Here is a 21798-nt window from a genome sequence, read left to right on the forward strand (position 1 = left end):
GTATTATTATGGTAAGTGGACCAATCCACGATGATATGGCAAATGCGATTATTGCGCAATTATTATTCCTAGATGCACAAGACCCTGAGAAAGATATTTATATGTATATCAACTCTCCTGGAGGAAGTGTTACTGCAGGTTTAGCAATCTATGACACAATGAATTTTATTAAAGCAGATGTTCAAACAATTGCAATGGGACTTGCAGCTTCAATGGGTTCATTCTTATTAACAGCCGGTACAAAAGGCAAACGTTATGCATTACCAAATGCTGAGATATTAATTCACCAACCATTAGGTGGAGCACAAGGTCAAGCAACAGAAATCGAAATCGTTGCTCGTCAAATTTTAAAAACACGTGAACGTTTAAATGCCATTTTAGCAAAACAAACGGGGCAAAAAATTAAAACGATTGAGAAAGATACAGATCGTGATAACTATATGACAGCTCAAGAAGCGTTAGATTATGGTTTAATTGATGCGATTATGATAAACTCAAAAGATTTACAATAGTAAATAGGATGGAGTCGCCGATTTCTGAGGAATGAGGCGACTATTTTTGTGTGATGAGGATGAACGTAATAGGTAGGATTGTCATGAGGGATAAGTTTGTGTTTTACTGAGATAGAATTGCCTGTGTTTGACAATATGTGCTTGATAAGATAGAATCACATATTTTTAATATGAAAGGAAACCTTGGAATTACAGAAATTTGCAATCCGTTTTGTTTTTGGTATAATAAAGATACAAAAAGAGCCGAGCGCCAACTCGACTCTGATGTAGACCGTTGAAAAGACGGTGGCAAGATTTTGACGTTAAGATAACGCCGCTAACCTGTCAAAGTTAGAGCGGTGTTATTTTTTGTCTTGATTTCTATCAGTTTGACAACTAGTGCTACTAACGCAACTAATAAAGTCGCAAAGGAACACACTAATGTCAACGCTTCATAGACTGACAAAGTACAACCTCCTTTCGATAGATTTTAAACAGATGCCCATAAGCATCACCTACCTTTATAGAGATTACCACCGCTTTAAAACTTTCTACGCAGAGAGTGTACCATAAACGAAATGGAAATAACAGTGGAATGTGTAGGTAATCACATTATTTGAATTTTTATGAACTTCTGATATAATGAAGATATAAAAAGAGCCGAGCTGGAACTCGACTCTGATGTAGACCGTTGAAAAGACGGTGGCAGATATTATAGTGTTATTATAACACCGCAAACTCTACCAAAGTCATGAGCGGTGTTATTTTTTTGTCTTGATTTCTATAAGTTTGACAACGAGTGATACTAATGTAACTAGTAAAGTCGCAAAAGAACACACTAATGTCAACGCTTCATAGACTGACAAAGTGCAACCTCCTTTCGATAGATTTCATGAAGATGCTCATAAGCATCACCTACCTTTATAGAGATTGCCACCGCTTTAAAACTTTCTACGATGAGAGTGTACCATAAACGAACTGGAAATAACAGTAGAATGTGCGAAAAGTCACATTGTTTGACGTTTAAATAAATTTTTTGTATTATGAACCTATAACACCGCTAACTATCTAAAGTTAGAAATACCGCTTTCCAATTACCATGTTGGGAGGCGATATTTTTTATAAATGAATTATTGTTCATTAGATAATAAAATCATCCCAAAGTTGTATGGACAGTTTTATAAGATAAACTTATAATGAAGACAACAAAAGGGGGAATACAAATGAAAGATGTAACCAATAGTGCCAATCGAAGTGCGAGAAATCAACAGGGAAAGAGTCTTCGATTGAATTTTTCAAAATCAATTTTATATGTGATTGCAGTAATGATTATTGCACTTTACTATTATAAAAACTTACCACCAATTCATTATGCTTCACCTGCTTTCTGGGTGTTTTTAGCCTTGATTTTAGTATTAGTTGGAGCGATTGAATGGGTGACAGGAGCTAGTATTGCTTTTAAAACTAGCACTAGTAAGTTTTCTTGGGAGCAAGTGAGCCAGTCTAAAAGTCACTTAGTTTCTAAAATTGTATTATCAATAGTTGGAGTTTTAATTGTTATTGCTGCAGCAAGTTACTTTATTTTATCTCCATTATTTTTTGCAGAATCTTATTCTAAAATGATTCAAGTGAAAAATGCAGATTTTGCGACAGATTTTCCAAAAACGGATGTTAACCAAATTCCATTAATTGATCGTGATACAGCTTCACGATTAGGCAATCGTCGAATTGGTGCGTTAACAGACCTAGTTTCTCAATTTGAAGTGGCGGAAGATTATACGCAAATTAATATTCAAAATCATCCGTATCGTGTTTCTCCATTAAAATATGCAGGATTTTGGAAATGGTTCTCCAATCATCAAGATGGCATCCCAAATTATATGCAAGTAGATATGGTGACTGGGGATGTAGAAGTGAAGAAACCGGATCAACCAATTCGTTATAGTGAAGCAGAGTATTTCAACCGTAATATTCATCGTCACTTACGTTTCCATCATCCATTTACATTATTTGGTAGTCCAAGTTTTGAAGTGGATGATGAAGGGACACCATATTATATTGCTTCAACTTATAGTCGTAATTTTTTCTTAAGAGAACCTGAAGTGAATGGTTTAATTACGGTGAATGCTCTGACAGGTGAAAGTAAGCATTATAATTTACAAGAAATTCCTAATTGGGTAGACCGTGTGTATAGTGCGGAATTAATTTTACATCAGTTAGAAATGAATGGGAAATATAAATTAGGATTCTGGAATACGATTTTCTCTAAAAAAGGAGTGACAGTTCCTACAAAAGGGTATAACTACTTACCAATGAATGATGATATTTACCTTTATACAGGAATTACTTCGGTAGCTTCTGACAATTCAAATATTGGATTCGTATTAGTTAATACTCGTACAAAAGAAGCAAAAATGTATCCAGTATCAGCGGCAGAAGAATTCTCAGCAATGAGTTCTGCAGAAGGTAGTGTACAAGAAACAGGATATAAAGCAACCTTCCCACTACTCATTAGCCTCAATGGTAGACCGATGTATATTTTATCCTTAAAAGATGGTTCAGGTTTGATTAAAAAATACGCCTTAATTGATGTGGAAAATTATCAAAACGTTTATGTTGAAACGAGCGTAAGTCGATTAATTCAAAAATATGAACAATCTGCACCAACCGAACAAGTGGGAACAGAAAGTGATGATCATCTAACAAGTGTGACGGGTAAAGTCCAAGATATTCAAGGTGTCGTGATTAATGGAAATACGATTTACTATTTATTAGTGGATGATAAAGTTTATCGTGCTCCAGCTACGATTCAAAATCGCTTGCCGTTTGTACAAAAAGAACAAATGGTAGAAATGCAAGTGAATCCACATGGAGAAGTAAGAAATATATCAATTAAATAGAAGAAAGAAGTGTATCGGATTCGTCTGATGCACTTTTTTTAGTATTATTGGAGAAATTTTTTCAATAATTTTAATTTATAAGGAATGTATAGTCTTTTTTATCAAAGCATAGTACAATGTAAGTGAATACAAAATGGGAGTGGTGAAAATGAAAGAGATTTACAATGGATTATATCAAGTTCAAGAAGCATTAACAAAATTTGATAAGGAATTTATGGTAGCAGCAGTTTGTAATAAAGCTGGAAAAGTCCAATTCATTGTGCAATTAATGCATAATAAGGAAGGGCAATTTACAGCATTTTTCCATAAAACTGTTCGTGAATATCAACAAAGAATTAGAGCAGAAGAGGCTATTGTCCAAATAGCAGAAACGGAAGAAGATTTAGATGAAATTGAAGGATTACGGAAAGGAATTCAAATCGTCTTTGTTCCATTAGAGTTTATTCCGAGAAGTCAAAAAATGATATTAAGAGACTTTGGGATTACTCGTAAAAGAAAGAAATTATATCCATTAATTTTCAGTTTAAATGATTCTAAATTATTATCCAGAGATTTAAAAGTGTCAGAAGGGAATTTCTGTAAAAAAGTATTAGACTGGTTAACACAAGAAGGAAATCTTGCATTACTTGCTTCCACTTCAAAACCAACTGAAAAAAATACCTTGCCAAAGATTACGTATAATCCAAAAAAACAAGAAAGTGTCTATGAAGAAGGAGATATTCTTCACTTTGAGGAAGAACTAACTTACAAGGAATTTATTGGGTATAAAGGAGAAAAACCAAAACTGTATGTACCGGAATTATCTCTTTATCGTGTGAAAAAAGGGATTCAAGTATCTGTACCTGATACATTTGAAATACGTTTAATGCTTTCTCCATCTCATTTTTATGGTAATGATGAAAAAAATGGCCCTCAATATATTTTAATTATTTCAACTGATATGGAAATAGCACTCATTGAGCCAATGGATAAATTAGATCCTGAATTTATACAAAATGCGTTATTAGGTTTTTATAATGATGTACCAATGACTCCGGAAAGATGGGTGACAAGAGGAGTTTTTGCCCCATTCTTGAAGGAGTGCTTAGATCCAGTGATGGAAATTTTTAAAATTCCGTTTACAATTAGTACAGAAACATCTGTGATTGATATGTATTCTCATGAAGAGCTGTTTCATTTGATTACTTCTGATGATCCGTATTATGATTTTGATGATCTCGATGATTTAGATGACTTTGACGGTTTCAACTTATCTGAAGAACTTCGTGAAAGGAGAGATTTTCATGAAGGTGCTAAAAAATCCTCCTCTGTAGAAAGTGAATTAGAAGAGTTACAATCTGCTCTTTCGATGGCATTGGAATATATTAGTAATCATGAAACGATTACGTACAATGAGTTGAAAAAATTTTTACAGGGAAAGAATATACGTCCATTAAATATCTCTGCAGTCATTGAAGGGCTAATTGAAGCGGGATGTTTACTTCCTGATTCGAAGTAATCGATGATGTTTGAATGTATAAAATAGTACAATCCTGTTGGTGAGAAATCACTGGCAGGATTTTTTGAATAATTTGTAACAAATTTTTACAGATGGAGTACTTTTTATTGGCAAAGAGAAATTTATTTTGTATAATTAAAGTCAAAGAAAGTCAAAAGAGAGGAGAGTTCGTATGCAACCGTCAAATATGTCGGATATTATTGAAGAATATTTAAAAAACGTCTTATTAGCACAAGAGAAAGTTGAGATTCGTCGTAGTGAAATTGCGGACCGTTTCAATTGTGTTCCATCGCAAATTAATTATGTCATTAATACTCGTTTTACTGTTCAACAAGGATATGTCGTTGAAAGTAAGCGTGGTGGTGGTGGTTATATCCGTATTATGAAAGTGAATTTAGTCGATGATATGGATATTATTGATGCCTTATTAGAAGTAGTTCCAGAAGAATTATCCATCAAACAAGCCAATCATATTTTACAAAATTTATATGATAATGAGCTCCTCTCAAAAAGAGAAGCACAATTATTGTTGATTGCAATGTCGAAAGAATCGTTAACGGATGCAGAGCAATGTAGTGATCAACTTCGTAGTAATATGATGAAAAATATATTAACCAGTTTAAAGTATAAGTAGGGGTGACGTGAATGGGTGAAATGTTTACAGAAAAAGCACGTAGTGCAATGGTATTAGCTGCTAGAGAAGCAATTTCTTTTAGACATCAAGCAGTTGGTACAGAACACTTGTTATTAGGTCTAGTTATTGAACAAGAAGGAATTGCTGGAATCTTATTAAGAGAAAGAGGACTAACGGCAGAGATTGTTCGCCAAGAAATTGAAGCATTAACAGGATACGGAAGTAATCGTAAAGAAATTGATCCATATTTAATGCCTTATTCTCCAAGAGCTAAAAAAGTAGTTGTTGCAGCGACAGAAGAAGCGAAACGTTTGAAAATTCCTCAAGTAGGAACAGAACATTTATTATTAGGCTTACTTCAAGAAGAAGTATTAGCGACAAAAATTATGCGTGATAATCATATTGAATTAGAAGAATTAATGAAGACAATTTATGAAAAAATTGGCATTCAACCTTCCAAAGCTCGTTCAACAAAAGGTCAAGTATCTGGTGGTAGCACTAAAGATAAAACACCAACATTGGATAGCTTATCAAGAGATTTAACAGCTCTAGCAAGACAAGGGAAGTTAGATCCAGTAATCGGAAGAAATGAAGAAGTTCGTCGTATGATTCAAGTCATTAGTCGCCGTACGAAAAATAATCCTGTATTAGTTGGGGAACCTGGTGTGGGTAAGACTGCTATTGTAGAAGGGTTAGCTCAACGCATGGTTAATGGTGAAGTTCCTGAAGAAATTGCAAACAAACGTTTAATGATGTTAGATATGGGTGCATTAGTAGCAGGAACAAAATACCGTGGTGAATTCGAAGAACGAATGAAAAAAATCATTGAAGAAATTTATACGCAACAAGATGTGATTTTATTTATCGATGAATTACATACACTCATTGGTGCAGGTGGAGCAGAAGGAGCGATTGATGCTTCGAATATTTTAAAACCTGCCTTAGCTCGTGGTGAATTACAAGTGATTGGGGCAACAACTTTAGATGAGTATCAAAAATATATTGAAAAAGATGCTGCCTTAGAACGTCGTTTTGCTTCGATTCATGTAGAAGAACCAACTGCTGAAGATAGTATTCAAATTTTAAAAGGGTTGAGAAAACACTATGAATCGCATCACCATGTAGAAATTACAGATGAAGCAGTTCAAGCAGCGGTGCAATTATCGGTTCGTTACATTACTTCAAGACGTCTTCCAGATAAAGCAATTGACTTAATGGACGAAACAGCAGCAAAAGCACGTTTAGATGTGACAACTAAAGTTTCTCCAATTGTCTTATTAGAAGAAGAAATTTTACATTTTGAACAATTGAAAAATCAAGCAATTCAACACCAAAACTTTGATGAAGCAGCAAAATTCCGTAAAAAAGAATTAGCGAAAAGAGATAAACTTGAAAAATTAATCGAAAAATTAGAAGCTTCACCAAAAACAGACTATGTTGCTTCGATTGGAGAAGGGGATATTGCAGAAGTTGTTTCTCAATGGACAGGAATTCCTCTTCAACAAATGGAGAAAAAAGAAAGCGAACGTTTAATCAACTTAGAATCTGTGCTACATAAACGAGTGATTGGGCAATCTGAAGCCGTTAGTGCGGTTGCTCGTTCGATTCGTCGTGCAAGAAGTGGATTAAAAGATCCACGCCGCCCAATTGGTTCCTTCTTATTCTTAGGCCCAACTGGTGTTGGGAAGACAGAATTAGCGAAAACTTTAGCAGAAGCAATGTTCGGAGAGCAAGATGCACTAGTCAGAATTGATATGTCTGAATATATGGAAAAACATTCTGTTAGCCGTTTAGTAGGTTCTCCTCCAGGATATGTTGGTTTTGATGAAGGTGGACAATTAACTGAAAAAATTCGTCAACGTCCGTATGCCGTAATTTTACTAGATGAAATTGAAAAAGCACATCCAGATGTGTTTAATATTTTATTACAAGTATTAGATGATGGGCATCTAACAGATTCAAAAGGAAGAAAAGTGGACTTCAGAAATACTGTCATTATTATGACATCAAATCTTGGAGCTGTCGCTCTTCGTGAAGAAAAATCAGTAGGATTCGGTGCAAAAATGGTTCAACAAAACCATGATACGATGGAAAAACGAATTCGTGAAGAATTGAAAAATTCATTTAGACCAGAATTATTAAACCGTATTGATGAAACCATTGTCTTCCATAAACTTCAAAAAGAAGAACTAAGACAAATTGTTGGCATTATGGCAAAAGAAATTACTTCAAGACTACAAGAATTGAATATTACAGTGAAAATTACTTCTGCAGTATTAGATGTACTAGCAGAAGAAGGATTTGATCCAGAATATGGAGCAAGACCAATTCGCCGTGCTATTCAAAAGAAAATTGAAGATCCACTAAGTGAAGCATTGTTAAGTGGAGAAATCCGCTTCGGACAACAAGTTACTATTGGTGCAACAAAAGGGAAAATTACCATTAAAGGGAAAGAGAAAAAAGAAAAAACTGTAAAAACTCCTGCTCTTGTGTAAGTGGAAATGTATATATAATTGGTAGAAGATAGCCTCGAAGATTCGGGGCTATTGTTTTTTTAGTAGGAAGTTTATAAAATCCCACTTGTAACATTTGACTTTCTAGAGAATGAAGTGGTACAGTTATAAAGCAACAGTAGTGCATATGTAGTAATGATAAAGGAGAGTTTTTATGAAAAAAACAAAATTAATATTAGCTAGTTTAGCAGTTTTAGGTGCTGGATTTTTAGCAACGAGTTCAAATGTACATGCAGCAGAACAAAGTAATACAGGATTTGCTCATAAAGATGGAAAAGTATATTACGTTGAAAATGGACAACTAACAAAAGGTTGGAAATCAATCAATGCTAAGTCTGAAGATAGTAAAGAAGGAACACATAAAGTTTGGATATATGTAAGTCAAACTGGTGAAGTTCAAACAGGTTGGGTTCAAGACAATGGTTCTTGGTATTATCTATCAGAATTAACTGGTGAACAAAAAGGTATTGGACTTATGCAAAAAGGATTTTTAGAAGTAAATAAAACTTTTTATTACTTTGATGAATCAGGTGCGATGAAAGAAAATCAATGGTTCCAAACAACAGAGGGCTGGTACTATGCAGATAAATCAGGTGCAGTAAAAGTTGATGAATGGTTCCAAGTAGGAAACAAATGGTATGTTGCATCTGGAAAAGGTACAATTCTTACGAATGTATTTATTACATATCAAGATGAAGTTTATCATTTCAATACATCAGGAGAAATGGCAGTAAACGAATGGTTTGAAGTAAATGGCGGATGGTTTTACGCAAGCAAATCAGGAGCTATCTTAAGAAACACAACAACTCCTGATGGCTACTATGTAAACGCAAATGGTATAGCGCAATAATCGTTAATGTGAGATGAGAAGAAGACGACTCAGGTCGTCTTTTTTTGTGGAAAAATCCCTACCATTTCTTGATAGTGAAATTAATAAGACATCAACGGTAGCTGCTTGCGACCTCACTTTATGTTTGTCCCTCAATAAAAACACCCCAATATAAAAGAAACTAAAAAATAGAACCCTAATTTCAACGTAGTAAAAGTAAAAATATCCTTTTCTGGATATTTTTACAGGGAAACTTCGAGACCAAGGCTCGAAGTTTAGCCAAGAGACAGCAAAGCTGGTTACTGGCGTCCTCACTATGTACATAATCCCCTTAATAAAAACGCCCCGATACAATATGGATATAAAAAATCCTCCACCATTTCTTTATAGTGAAAGTAATATTAGCTATGAAAGGCTAATATTACAGGGAAAAATCAAGACCGAGGCTTGATTTTTAGCAATGAGACACCGAAGGTGGCTGCTTGCGACCTCACTATCAAAGAAATGGTGAGAGGATTTGTATTTTTTAGTATTCCTGTTGCATCAAAAGAAAATGACAGAGAGTCAGATCGTCCATATTCTTCAGCGCCAATCCCGTCAACTGCCCAAAACGATCAATCCGATACTGTAACGTATTACGATGAATAAACAAACGAGTAGCCGCCTTCGTCAAAGTCCCACGCTCTTGCCACAACGCCTCAATTAAATCCGGAAACTCATCTTGAACCATTTGCGCATATAAAGTCTCAGGAATAGGAGAAAAATCTAATTTTTTCTGAGTGAATCCCCATAAAACCATTGGCGCAAAAGCCAAACAAGTCTGCTTATTCGACTCATGCAAATACGTCACAAATAAAGCTTTCTCCGCTTGATAAATCCCCGGAATTTCCTCTGCCATTTTCCAAACATTCCCAATAAAAATCTTCATCGAAATCGCAAAATCTTCCTCAACCGTTGCATGGATTGCTTGTAACTCCTGAGTCGAAATCGTTTCAACATCCGCCTTTCTCACAATCGTATAATGCTTTGGAAAACAAGAAAAACTCGTGATAACATCTCCGAAAATCTCTTGTATCATCTCTAACCATTCTTGCTCATTAAAATCCTCATTTTTTTGAATTAAACAAACATGAATAAACTGAACACTCTCCAATTGAACAGGGCATTGACCTCCTTGTTCTAAATACTGTTGCCAAGGTGGAAGGTGAGTTGCCACTTTTACGGGTGCTTTTGTTATGGCTTCAAGTAAAGCTAATTCACGACTGGATAATTCTTCATATGGAATTTGTAAATAAGTGTTGTCTTCTAAAGAAATCACATAATCTTTCGTATCTTGTGGAATGTGATGTATTATTTTAGAATTTGGAAATAATTGTAACCATTCTTCGTATTTCATAATTGTCTCCTTTTCATTCTTCTCTTGTAGTATACACTAAAAAGGTGACGAAATAAAAAGAAGAAAAGGAATTTAATGTTTTGACTAGGATTTTTTTTGAAAATTCGATACAATAGAAGCAACTTTATAAAAGGAGTGAGAAAATGAAAGCAGTCGTAACAGTTGTCGGCAAAGATCGTGTCGGTATTGTTTATGAAGTATCAAAATTATTATCAGAACAAAATATTAATATTGTAAATATCTCTCAAGAAATTATGGAAGAATATTTTACAATGTTAATTTTAGTAGATGTATCAGCAAGCAAAATGCCGTTTGTAGAATTGGCTCCTTATATTCACGAACAAGGAAAAACTTTAGCATTAGATATTCGCATTCAAAATCATGAAATTTTTGAAGCGATGCATCGGATTGGTTAGGTGAAGGAATGGTTCAACATAGTGAAATTTTAGAAACGATTTCGATGGTTAAAGAACAAAACTTCGATGTGCGTACGATTACTATTGGAATTGATTTACATGATTGTATTCATCCGGATATCGAAGTGTTAAATCAAAATATTTACAATAAAATTACTCGTATCGGAAAAGATTTAGTGAAAACAGCTCACGAATTATCTCTTCAATATGGTGTACCAATTGTAAACCAACGAATTTCCGTAACACCGATTGCGCAAATTGCAGCAGCTACTAAAGCAGATAGCTATGTGTCTATTGCTCAAACATTGGATCGAGCAGCTAAAGCGATTGGCGTATCTTTTATTGGTGGATTTTCTGCCTTAGTTCAAAAAGGAATGAGTCCTTCAGATGAAGTGTTAATTCGTTCCATTCCTGAAGCAATGAAAGTAACCGACATTGTATGTAGTTCTGTGAATATTGGTTCTACAAAAGCAGGAATTAATATGGATGCAGTAAAATTAGTTGGAGAAATCATTAAAGAAACAGCTGAAACTACTCCAGAAGGATTTGGCTGTGCTAAAGTCGTAATTTTCTGTAATGCAGTAGAAGATAATCCATTTATGGCGGGAGCTTTCCATGGAAGTGGAGAAGCAGATGCGGTCATTAATGTGGGAGTTTCTGGTCCTGGGGTTGTAAAAGCTGCTCTTGAAAATCATGAAGCTGAAACATTAACGGAAATTGCCGAAATTGTTAAGAAAACTGCATTTAAAATCACTCGTGTTGGGGAATTAATTGGTCAAAAAGCAAGTCAAATGTTAGGCATTCCATTTGGAATTTTAGACTTATCTCTTGCACCAACTCCTGCAGTAGGGGATTCAGTCGCTCGTATTTTAGAAGAAATGGGCTTGTCAGTGACAGGAACTCATGGTACAACAGCAGCCTTAGCATTATTAAATGATGCTGTAAAAAAAGGTGGTATGATGGCTAGTTCTGCAGTTGGTGGATTAAGTGGAGCCTTCATTCCTGTTTCAGAAGATGAAGGAATGATTGAAGCAGCTGCCAATGGAGTTTTAACATTGGATAAATTAGAAGCGATGACAGCCGTATGTTCCGTTGGGTTAGATATGATCGCTGTGCCTGGAGATACAACGGCTTCAACAATTTCAGGAATTATTGCGGATGAAGCTGCTATTGGAATGATTAATACAAAAACAACAGCTGTACGTATTATCCCTGTTCCTGGTGGAAAAGTAGGAGATTCTGTAGAGTTTGGTGGATTGTTAGGATATGCTCCAATTATGCCTGTTAAAGAGGGAAATTGTGATTTATTCGTCAACCGTGGAGGAAGAATTCCAGCACCTGTACAATCATTGAAAAATTAATCCTATCATGGAAAAAGTGTACTAAATACAGTATAATAAAAGATACACAAAAAAGAGGAGGAATGAAAGATGTATGAATGGACATTAGAAGATTTATATCCATCATTTGAAAGTCAAGAATTTAAACAAGATGTAGAAGCTTATAAAGCGTTAAAAGGAAAATTTGAAAGTTTACCACTAGAAGATTCGATTGAAGGAATTACACAAGTTGTAAAATTATTAGAAGAATCAACAGTGTTAACAGGTCGTTTATATAATTATATTCATTTAACATTAGCGACAGATACAACGCATGAAACAGCGACACAAGTGGAAGTACAATTAGCAGGAGTTTCAGCTGATTTACAAGCTACTTATGCGAAAGTTTCAAAATTTTTAGGAACGATTCAAACAGATATTACAACAGATCCTTTCTTAGCAGAATATCGTTATTATTTTGAAGAAGCTAAAAAAGATGCGACTCACTTATTAAGTGATGAGTTAGAAGAAGTTTTAGCAAAAATGTCTATTAGTGGCGGAAAAGCTTGGTCTCAATTATTCGACTTCATGTGGTCAAGTGCTCAAGGTGAATATAAAGGTGAAGTAGTTACTTTAAGTGAAATTCGTGGTAAAGCATATGATAGCGATGCAGAAGTACGTAAGTCAGCGTATGAAGCAGAATTGAAAATGTATGATGCGATTAAAGAACCAATCGCTTTCTCATTAAACCATATTAAAAAAGAAGTATTAACGACTTCGCAATTACGTGGATTTGAATCTCCATTAGCACATACTTTAGAAGCTTCTCGTATGAGTCGTGAAACTTTAGATGCACTATTAGAAGCAATCCGTGAATATTTACCAAACTTTAGAAAATATTTACGCCATAAAGCAGCTTTATTAGGTCATGAAAATGGATTACCATTCTATGATTTATTTGCACCTGTTGGAAACAGCAGTCGTACATTTACAGTGGAAGAATCAAAAGATTATTTAATTGAAAACTTCAAAACATTCTCAGCTGATTTAGCAGAAATGACAGAAGAATTCTTCGATAAACACTATATTGATTTCTACCCTCGTAAAGGAAAAGTTGGGGGAGCATTCTGTGCAAACTTACCAATGATTAAACAATCACGTGTGTTAACAAACTTTACTGGATCATTAAGTGATGTTGTAACATTAGCGCACGAATTAGGACATGCATATCACGGATTACACATTGAAAACCATCGTCCATTAAACCAAGATTATTCAATGCCAGTTGCAGAAACAGCTTCAACATTTAATGAAAACATCATTATGAATACAGCGATTAAAGAAGCAAGTGATGAAGAAAAAATCGCATTAATTGAATCTCAATTACAAGATACAACTCAAATTATCGTAGATATTTATTCTCGTTACTTATTTGAATCAGCTGTTTTTGAAAATCGTGAACAATCATTTATGTTCTCTAAAGATTTAGAAGAAATGATGTTATCTGCACAAAAAGAAGCGTACGGTGATGGACTAGATCAATCTTACTTACATCCATATATGTGGGCATGTAAACCTCATTACTATAGCACTGGATTAAGTTTCTATAACTTCCCATATGCATTTGGTGGATTATTCTCTAAAGGATTATATGCAATCTATCAAGAACAACCAGAAGGATTTGTTGAAAAATATCAAGAATTACTTCGTGCAACTACTGTATCAAGTGTAGAAGATACTGCTAAAGTTTTAGGAGTAGATGTAAGTACTCCAGAATTCTGGAAGAAAGCATTAGCAGAAGTAGCAGAGTCTATTGAAGCATTTATTGCTTTAACTCCATTAAATAAGTAAGAATAGTATCAGAAGAGACGAGTTTTATCGTCTCTTTTTTATGTCTAAACATAGATGTGATAAAGAATAAATAACAGATGATAAAATTTCTATAAAAAAAATGAAAAAAATTAATAAAAAATGATTGCTTTTTTATTAAGAAACTGTTAAAGTATAGGAAGTTAATTTAATTGTCAGACAATTCTGATATAGTTCTGACAGTCAGGAGGAAATATGAAGAAAAAAGGACTATTATTTTTCTCAACTGCAGCTGTAGCTTTAACATTAGCAGCATGTGGTGGAAAAGGACAATCTAGCAACTCAACTACAACTGGTGGAACTCCACAACCAAAAACTAAATATCCATCTGAAGTAACGCATGAAGGTACACCAATTAAAGGTGGAACATTAAAATATGCATTAGTTTCAGCATCTCCATTTAAAGGATTATTCATGGATGAATTAGCATCAGATTCAAGTGATTCATCAATTACATCTCAAATTGATACTACATTATTTGAATATGATGAAAATCGTAAATTAACAAATACAGGTATGGGTTCTTTTGAATTTGACGTTGAAGGTAAAACTGCTACAGTTAAATTAAATTCAAAAGACTATAAATGGTCTGATGGACAACCTTTAACAATCGATGACTATATTTTCGCAATTGAAGCTATCGGTAATAAAGATTATACAGGTGTTCGTTATAATGCAAACTACCAAAACATTGAAGGTATGGATAAATTCCACAGTGGTGAAGCTAGCTCAATTTCAGGGGTAGAAAAATTAGATGACTACTCAGTGAAAATTCACTTCAAACAAATGCGTCCATCAATGCAATTAGCAGGGGGTGCTTTACCTTACTACGTAATGCCTAAACATATCTTCTCAACTATTCCAGTTGCAGAATGGGAAAAGAGTGACTATGTACGTGGAAATAAAGGTGTAGGTCTTGGACCATTCAAGATTGAATCAATCACACCAGGTGAATCTGTAACATTAGTTCCAAACGAACATTACTACAAAGGTCGTGCTAAATTAGATAAAGTTGTAATGGAAGTTGTTTCTCCAGATACAATTGTTTCTCAAATGAAAGCTGGTAACTATGATGTTGCTTCAATGCCTAGTGCTCAATATGAAGCGTACAAAGATTTAACAAATGTTTCATTCATTAGTTCATTTGCTTCTCAATATGAATATATTGCATTCCATTTAGGTAAATTTGATAAAGAACAAGGTAAAAACGTAACGGATCCAAATGCTAAAATGAAAGATCCAGTTTTACGTCAAGCATTAGCTTATGCATTAGATATTAATGCAGCTGGTGAAAGTATGTACCATGGTTTACAACGTGGAACAAACTCAATCATCATCCCATTCTTCAAAGATATTTACAATGCAAATCAAGAAGGATTTGATTATAACCCAGAAAAAGCTAAACAAATGTTAGATGAAGCTGGTTATAAAGATACAGATGGCGATGGATTACGTGAAAACAAAGATGGTTCTAAATTATCTATTAACTTTGCAGCACGTACTCGTGACGATGCAAATGAATCATTAATCCAACAATATCTATTATGGTGGAAAGAAATTGGTTTAGATGTAAAACTTTATACTGGCCGTACTCTTGAATCAAATGTATTCTATGAAAAAGTTCAAGCGGATGATCCAGAAATCGATATGTTCGCTGGTGGATGGGGAACAGGTTATGATCCAAACCCATCTAACTTATTCGGTGAAAGTGCTAAGTTCAACTTTGCTCGTTTCGTAAGCCAAGAAGGTAACGATATCATGGCTAAGATCAGTTCAACTGAAGCATTCGATGAAACGAAGAATGTAGAGTTCTTCAAACAATGGCAAAAATATGTTCACGATCAAGCGTTCATTTTCCCAACTTTAATTGGTGATTCTGTAACTGCCGTGAACAAACGTGTGAAATTCATGAACTCTGAAATTGGTAATAAAGATTCTAAATCTGCTTTATACCAACTTGAAGTTGTTTCAGAAACAGCTACTAAATAATTAAAAGATTAGTTTATTTTTATATGACTTCCCTTTAAGTAGTAAGGGACGCCAGCAGCTTCGCAAAAGCGAATCTCATGGTACTCTTACTACTGAGGGAAGTCTATGTTTTTTGTATTCATTTATGAGGATACATTTAGGAATATGACTTCCCTGTAAGTAGCGGAGGACGCAAGCAGCCTCGCAAATGCGAGTCTCATTGCTAAGCTATTGTGGGGAGTCTTTTTTATATAAGTAATGTATAATTTTGGCGATAAAAAATATTGTTATTTGTTGATTTTATGCTATTTTTTTAATGCTTATAAAACAAATTCGAAATTTATCAGAAAAAAGTTGTTGACAATAGTTTAAAATCAGTGCATAATAACCACATCATACGAAAAGGAGTTAAGAACATGCATCAAGTATTCAAATTACAATTACAATTAAATACTCGTTGGCAAAGCCACTAGATACAGGTTGTTCTTAACGTACATTTTGTACATATAGATACAACCTTCATTGACGTGAAATTGTATCTATGTGGCAAACTACTATCATGAATGAACTCGACCACGTAGATTCTAATACAATAGAACTTACGTGGTCTTTTTGTATACAGAGACCACTATGGTCTCTTATTTTTATCGAGTTCATTCAAAATAATTTACTTGGAGGATTTTTATGAAGAAAAAAGGTCTATTATTTTTATCAACTGCAGCCGTAGCTGTAACATTAGCAGCTTGTGGCGGGAAAGGACAATCAAGTGATACAACTACGACAAGTGCAAAACCACAACCAAAAATGAAATTTGCATCAGAAGTAACTCACGAAGGAACACCGATTAAAGGTGGAACCTTAAAATATGCAATTGTATCACCAGCTCCTTTTAAAGGAGTTTTCATGGACGAATTAGCATCTGATTCAGTTGACTCACAAATTACATCTCAAATTGATACAACTTTATTTGAATTTGATGATAATCGTCGTTTAACCAATACAGGTTTAGCATCCGTTGAATTTGATATTGAAGGAAAAACTGCAACAGTCAAACTAAATTCAAAAGACTACAAATTTTCAGATGGACAGCCTTTAACAATTGACGATTATATTTTTGCAATTGAAGCAATTGGAAATAAAGATTACACTGGTGTTAGATACAATGGTAATTATCAGAATATTGAAGGGATGGACAAATTCCATAGTGGTGAAGCAAGTTCAATTTCTGGAGTAGAAAAATTAGATGATTACTCTGTAAAAATCCACTTTAAACAAATGCGTCCATCAATGCAATTAGCAGATGGTTCGTTACCATCCTATGTATTACCAAAACATATCTTTTCATCAATTCCTATCACTGAATGGGAGAAGAGTGAATATGTACGTGGTACAAAAGGTGTTGGTCTAGGTGCATTTAAAATTGAATCCATCGTTCCAGGTGAATCTGTAACATTAGTGCCAAATGAGCACTTTTATAAAGGCCATTCAAAGGTTGATAAAGTGGTGATGGAAGTTGTGTCTCCTGATACAGTTGTTTCTCAAGTGAAGTCTGGTAATTACGATATTGCTTCAATGCCAAGTTCGCAATTTGAAGCGTATAAAGATTTAACAAATGTTTCCTTTATTAGTTCATTTGCTTCTCAATATGAATATATTGCCTTTCATTTAGGTAAATTCGATAAAGAGCAAGGGAAAAATATTACAGATCCAAATGCTAAAATGAGTGATCCAGTATTACGCCAAGCCATTGCTTATGCTATTGACAATAATGCTTCTGGGGAAAGTATCTTTAATGGATTGCAACGTGGTACAAATTCAATTATTATTCCATCTTTTAAAGATGTGTATAATCCAAATCAAGAAGGATTTGATTATAATCCAGAAAAAGCAAAACAATTATTAGATGAAGCTGGTTATAAAGATACAGATGGTGATGGATTACGTGAAAACAAAGATGGTTCTAAATTATCGATTAACTTTGCTGCCCGTACTCGTGATGATGCAAATGAAGCGTTAATCCAACAATATCTACTATGGTTTAAAGAAGTCGGCTTAGATATTAAACTATATACAGGTCGTACATTGGAACCAAGTCTATTCTATGAAAAAATTCAAGCGGATGATCCGGAAATCGATATGTTTGCTGGTGGATGGGGAATTGGTTATGATCCAAATCCAGCCAATTTATTTGGTGAAACAGCTAAATTCAACTTCTCTCGTTTTGTAAGTCCAGAGGGGAATGAGATTATTGGTAAGATTGGTTCGATTGAAGCGTTTGATGAAGCGAATAATGTGGAGTTCTTCAAACAATGGCAAAAATATGTTCACGACCAAGCCTTCATTTTCCCAACTTTAATTGGTGAATCTGTAACTGCCGTGAACAAGCGTGTGAAATTCATGAACTCTGAAATTGGTACGAAAGATTCTAAATCTGAGTTGTATCAAATTGAGTTGGTTTCCGAAAATTCAGTAAAATAAATTTATATGACTTCCCTGAATGTAGCGGAGGACGCCAGTAGCCCCTGTGGGTCTCTTGGCTAAAATTTGAGCCTAGGGTCTCAAATTTTCCTGTACTAGAAGCCATCCTATTGGCTTCTAGTACTTTCGCTACTGAGGGAAGTCTATGGGTTGTGACATTCATTTATGAGAGTACGTTTTTGAATATGACTTCTTTGTAAGTAGCACGGGTTTAACTACTTACAAGGAAGTTTTTTAGTTAACAAAATGTAAGCGTAAACAATATTGTTTGACTGTATAGTTGAAAGGTGTTAATCTGTGTATAAGAAAGCGTATTCTTACAAGGAGGATATACAATGGAAATTAAAAAACGTGGATGGAATTGGAAGCTAGTGGGAGCTTCTGCAATTGTTTTACTATCGCTACTTTCTAATGGAGGAGTGTTAGCAGAGGAAACTAGTTCAACTAAGGTTACTACACCAACTAATGAACTAACAACTCCTAAAGTTGGAGAAGATAGTGCAGCTAGTTCAAAACCTAAATTAGAAGAAAAAGGGAAACCTAATTTTGCGAATCGTCAAGTAACGAAAAAAGAAGTAGTATTAGAATTATTACAATGGGCAGATACATCTCAAAAATTAATTGGGCAAAATGAAAGTGATCAATTACGGTTTGCAGAAAGTTTAGGTTTAATTCAACCAGGTGAAGATATTTCTCAAGTGATTACAGAGTTCGATTCATTAGTTTCTATCGCTCAGAAACTTCATGATGCTTATCGTTCTGAAAAGAAATCACCTTTATTTTTAAATGGAAAAGCTCAGCCAATTTTCCCTTATTCAACAGGTCAATTAAATCCGGATGAGTATTCATTTGATAAAAGTGATATTGTTCGTTTCCCTGTATTTGTAGAAACAGATTATGATACAGATGGAGATGGAAAACGTGACTTAGTTAAAGCAATTGTTCAAATGCCTAAAGCGGTAGCTCAAGGAGATTACAAGGCTTCTACTATTTTTGAAGCAAGACCTTATGTAGCAGGGACATTAGATGAGAACCATGTAACATTAGAAAGCCATAATTTACCAACGGATGGTACTTATGATATGAATTGGTTACGTGGGAAACCGAAACGTAGAATACCTGCTGGTGTACAATCTACTCTTGAAGCAGCTAAAAGTGCAAGTTCTTCTTCTTGGTATTATTTTAATGAGTGGGAAGGATTTAATGATTATGAAGATTTAAACTGGTACGATTATTTCTTAATTCGTGGCTATGTATTTGTTTCAAGTGCAGGTTTAGGAACGAAGGAATCGGAAGGTTATAATACTGTTGGATCTGATTTAGAAATTGGAGCATTTAAAAATATTATTCAATGGATTAACGGTAAAAGAAGAGCTTATACTGATAGAGAAAATAATATTGAAATTAAAGCTGATTGGGCAAATGGCAATGTCGGCATGACTGGTTTATCTTGGGCTGGTACTTCTACTTTTGGAGTAGGAGCAACAGGAGTTCAAGGATTAAAAACAATTGTACCAGCTGCAGGTATTGCTTCTTGGTATGATTATTTTAATAGTCAAGGAACACCATATAGTTCTGAACCATTTAGTAACTTATCTTGGTTATCTATTTATGTAACAAGTCGTATGTTTGAACAAAAAGATTGGTATAAAATTTGGAATAATTATTCTTCCTATATTAATCAATTAAATCATGATCAAAAAGAACATGAACATTTCTATAGTGATTTATGGAAAGAAAGAGATTATACCATTTCTCCTCAATTAAAAGTTCCTGCATTATTAGTACATGGGTTAAACGATGATAATGTAAAAACAAAACATGTTGAATTAATGTATCAAGCTTTGAAAAAAGCTGGCGTATTAACAAAGATGTATCTTCATCAAGGGGAGCATATTTACCCAGCTAAAATGTCTCAGGGTTATGGTATTCAACGAAATGGTCAAGATTACTATGATTTATTAAATGAATGGTTCTCTCACTATTTATATGATGTCGATAATAAAGTAGAATCATTACCACCTGTGATGGTTCAAGATAATAATAATGTGAATCATTGGACAGATTACAATAGTTGGGAAAGTGATCATCAATTAGTATTAAAAGCAAATAATAAAGAAAAAGAAACTGTAATTTCTAGTGATTATGCAAGTGCAAAATTGGATAAAGAAAATCGTTTTGAAAAGATTTCAAGAGTTTCTTCAAAATCAAATGCAAGTTATGCTGCAGAAGTGTCTGAAGATATAACGATTAAAGGGAATATTCCAGTTACCTTTAAAGCAGCCCTTGAAAAAGGGGAAGGTCATAATTTCCAAATGTATGGAGTATTAATGGATGTTTCGGATAAAGAATTTAATGCGGTAGTAAATGGTAGTGCAAATGATACTGGTGTACGAGGTGCATTTTGGCAAGGTGGAACACTTCAAAACTTAGATGTGAAGAATTTCAAGACAGCTCCTACTAAACAAAAAGTTATTGCAAAAGGTTGGATCAACTTAGCAAATCCAAACTCTAAATATGAGTCAAGTTCTTCAACAGATTCTATTGAACCAAAAGTTGGAGAATTTCATGAGTATACAATGTACTTACAACCAAATGTATATAAAGTTGAAAAAGGACATCGTTTAGTTTTAGTTTTAAATCCGTATGATTTAAGTGATTTATCTATTGAAAAAGAATATCAAATTCGTCTCCAAACTGAATCTATTCAAGCAGTTTTACCAGTTGTTGAAAAAGATGCTACACTAACTGCAAAATACTTACCAATTAAAGATGTTATTGAAGAAAAAGGTGAACCAGAAGTTCAACCAGAATTGCCAGAATTCAAAGGTGGAGTAAATGATGAAGTAGCAGAACAACCAGAATTTCCTGAATTCATAGGTGGGGTAAATGGGGAGTCAACAGAACAACCAGCATTACCAGAAGCAGAGATTCCTACAACAGAATCGGTGAGAACTTCACAAGGACATACTAGTGTGTTAACTCAATCTACAAAAGTAGGATTCCAAGGAGATTCCTATTATGATAAAAATGGACAAAAAGTAACAGATAAATGGATTTATGATGAACAACATCAAAAATGGTACTATTTCAAACAAGATGGAACATCTGCTAAAAACACTTGGAAAGATGATTATTACTTGAAAAATGATGGTACACTGGCAGCCAATGAATGGATATATGATAAAAATTACAGTTCATGGTATTACTTAAAAGAAGATGGTAAATACGCTCGAAATGAATGGTTCTATTATAAGAATGGATGGTATTATTTAAATGAAACAGGAGCTATGGAAAAAGGTTGGTTAGAAGTTTCTAATAAATGGTACTATTTAGATCAAGATGGAAAAATGGAAACAGGTTGGGTTCAAGTAGATAGTAAATGGTACTACTTAAATAAATCTGGAGCGTTATTAACAAATACAATTACACCAGATGGTTATAAAGTTAATCGTGACGGTGTTTGGGTTTCTTAATAATTTATTTT

The 21798-nt window shown here is 34.2% G+C and carries 15 protein-coding genes; 12 read left to right on the plus strand and 3 right to left on the minus strand.

Annotated features, from left to right (window positions below):
- On the plus strand, positions 1-512 hold a 512-nt coding region (locus RYL55_RS02080), incomplete at its 5' end, for an ATP-dependent Clp protease proteolytic subunit (RefSeq protein WP_315006849.1).
- A gap of 316 nt (positions 513-828) precedes the next feature.
- Here the strand turns inward: RYL55_RS02080 and RYL55_RS08460 are convergent.
- Together RYL55_RS08460 and RYL55_RS08465 are read right to left on the minus strand one after the other, a co-directional pair.
- The gene (locus RYL55_RS08460; RefSeq protein WP_399545478.1) at positions 829-957 is read right to left on the minus strand and encodes a putative holin-like toxin; all 129 of its coding nucleotides are present in this window, start codon (positions 955-957) and stop codon (positions 829-831) included.
- Positions 958-1252: 295 nt separating this feature from the next.
- On the minus strand, positions 1253-1357 hold the full coding sequence (locus RYL55_RS08465) for a putative holin-like toxin (RefSeq protein ID WP_399545479.1): 105 nt from the start codon (positions 1355-1357) through the stop codon (positions 1253-1255).
- 357 nt (positions 1358-1714) lie between these two features.
- Here RYL55_RS08465 and RYL55_RS02085 point away from each other — a divergent pair, with 357 nt between their 5' ends.
- From RYL55_RS02085 to RYL55_RS02105, 5 genes are all read left to right on the plus strand, one after another.
- Entirely contained in the window at positions 1715-3391 is a 1677-nt protein-coding gene (locus tag RYL55_RS02085; protein ID WP_315006851.1) for a hypothetical protein, read from the plus strand.
- Positions 3392-3539: 148 nt separating this feature from the next.
- The gene (locus RYL55_RS02090) at positions 3540-4889 is read left to right on the plus strand and encodes a hypothetical protein (protein ID WP_315006853.1); all 1350 of its coding nucleotides are present in this window, start codon (positions 3540-3542) and stop codon (positions 4887-4889) included.
- A gap of 172 nt (positions 4890-5061) precedes the next feature.
- A complete protein-coding gene (locus RYL55_RS02095) occupies positions 5062-5523 on the plus strand; it encodes a CtsR family transcriptional regulator (protein WP_315006855.1) in 462 nt (153 codons plus the stop codon).
- Between the two features lie 11 nt (positions 5524-5534).
- The gene (locus tag RYL55_RS02100; protein ID WP_315006857.1) at positions 5535-8018 is read left to right on the plus strand and encodes an ATP-dependent Clp protease ATP-binding subunit; all 2484 of its coding nucleotides are present in this window, start codon (positions 5535-5537) and stop codon (positions 8016-8018) included.
- A 172-nt stretch (positions 8019-8190) separates the two neighbouring features.
- Positions 8191-8886, plus strand: coding sequence for a hypothetical protein (locus RYL55_RS02105; RefSeq protein WP_315006859.1), 696 nt, complete (start codon positions 8191-8193; stop codon positions 8884-8886).
- Between the two features lie 505 nt (positions 8887-9391).
- On the opposite strand, the gene RYL55_RS02110 is transcribed toward RYL55_RS02105, so the two are convergent.
- Positions 9392-10261: a helix-turn-helix domain-containing protein gene (locus tag RYL55_RS02110; protein WP_315006861.1), complete on the minus strand. Its 870-nt coding sequence runs from the start codon at positions 10259-10261 to the stop codon at positions 9392-9394.
- A 143-nt stretch (positions 10262-10404) separates the two neighbouring features.
- Here RYL55_RS02110 and RYL55_RS02115 point away from each other — a divergent pair, with 143 nt between their 5' ends.
- From RYL55_RS02115 to RYL55_RS02140, 6 genes are all read left to right on the plus strand, one after another.
- Positions 10405-10677, plus strand: a complete 273-nt coding sequence (locus RYL55_RS02115; protein ID WP_315006864.1) for an ACT domain-containing protein — start codon at positions 10405-10407, stop codon at positions 10675-10677.
- Between the two features lie 8 nt (positions 10678-10685).
- Complete coding sequence (locus RYL55_RS02120) at positions 10686-12038, plus strand: PFL family protein (RefSeq protein ID WP_315006866.1); 1353 nt, start codon at positions 10686-10688, stop codon at positions 12036-12038.
- A gap of 69 nt (positions 12039-12107) precedes the next feature.
- Entirely contained in the window at positions 12108-13847 is a 1740-nt protein-coding gene (locus RYL55_RS02125) for a M3 family oligoendopeptidase (RefSeq protein WP_315006868.1), read from the plus strand.
- 213 nt (positions 13848-14060) lie between these two features.
- A complete protein-coding gene (locus RYL55_RS02130) occupies positions 14061-15854 on the plus strand; it encodes an oligopeptide ABC transporter substrate-binding protein (RefSeq protein ID WP_315006870.1) in 1794 nt (597 codons plus the stop codon).
- Between the two features lie 663 nt (positions 15855-16517).
- The gene (locus RYL55_RS02135) at positions 16518-18311 is read left to right on the plus strand and encodes an oligopeptide ABC transporter substrate-binding protein (protein ID WP_315006872.1); all 1794 of its coding nucleotides are present in this window, start codon (positions 16518-16520) and stop codon (positions 18309-18311) included.
- A gap of 335 nt (positions 18312-18646) precedes the next feature.
- Positions 18647-21787 carry a CocE/NonD family hydrolase gene (locus tag RYL55_RS02140; RefSeq protein WP_315006874.1) on the plus strand — a complete coding sequence of 1047 codons (3141 nt, stop codon included), beginning with the start codon at positions 18647-18649 and terminating at the stop codon, positions 21785-21787.
- Positions 21788-21798 lie beyond the last annotated feature (11 nt).

The organism is uncultured Granulicatella sp. (assembly GCF_963515615.1).
Classification (GTDB): Bacteria; Bacillota; Bacilli; order Lactobacillales; family Aerococcaceae; genus Granulicatella.

What these genes read in the sequence shown, in the direction of transcription:
- RYL55_RS02130 (WP_315006870.1), top strand. Translation starts at nt 14,061, where the DNA reads ATGAAGAAAAAAGGACTATTATTTTTCTCAACTGCAGCTGTAGCTTTA.
- RYL55_RS02090 (WP_315006853.1), top strand. Translation starts at nt 3,540, where the DNA reads ATGAAAGAGATTTACAATGGATTATATCAAGTTCAAGAAGCATTAACA.
- RYL55_RS02085 (WP_315006851.1), top strand. Translation starts at nt 1,715, where the DNA reads ATGAAAGATGTAACCAATAGTGCCAATCGAAGTGCGAGAAATCAACAG.
- RYL55_RS02105 (WP_315006859.1), top strand. Translation starts at nt 8,191, where the DNA reads ATGAAAAAAACAAAATTAATATTAGCTAGTTTAGCAGTTTTAGGTGCT.
- RYL55_RS02140 (WP_315006874.1), top strand. Translation starts at nt 18,647, where the DNA reads ATGGAAATTAAAAAACGTGGATGGAATTGGAAGCTAGTGGGAGCTTCT.
- RYL55_RS02110 (WP_315006861.1), bottom strand. Translation starts at nt 10,261, where the DNA reads ATGAAATACGAAGAATGGTTACAATTATTTCCAAATTCTAAAATAATA.
- RYL55_RS02120 (WP_315006866.1), top strand. Translation starts at nt 10,686, where the DNA reads ATGGTTCAACATAGTGAAATTTTAGAAACGATTTCGATGGTTAAAGAA.
- RYL55_RS02115 (WP_315006864.1), top strand. Translation starts at nt 10,405, where the DNA reads ATGAAAGCAGTCGTAACAGTTGTCGGCAAAGATCGTGTCGGTATTGTT.
- RYL55_RS02125 (WP_315006868.1), top strand. Translation starts at nt 12,108, where the DNA reads ATGTATGAATGGACATTAGAAGATTTATATCCATCATTTGAAAGTCAA.
- RYL55_RS02095 (WP_315006855.1), top strand. Translation starts at nt 5,062, where the DNA reads ATGCAACCGTCAAATATGTCGGATATTATTGAAGAATATTTAAAAAAC.
- RYL55_RS02135 (WP_315006872.1), top strand. Translation starts at nt 16,518, where the DNA reads ATGAAGAAAAAAGGTCTATTATTTTTATCAACTGCAGCCGTAGCTGTA.
- RYL55_RS02100 (WP_315006857.1), top strand. Translation starts at nt 5,535, where the DNA reads ATGGGTGAAATGTTTACAGAAAAAGCACGTAGTGCAATGGTATTAGCT.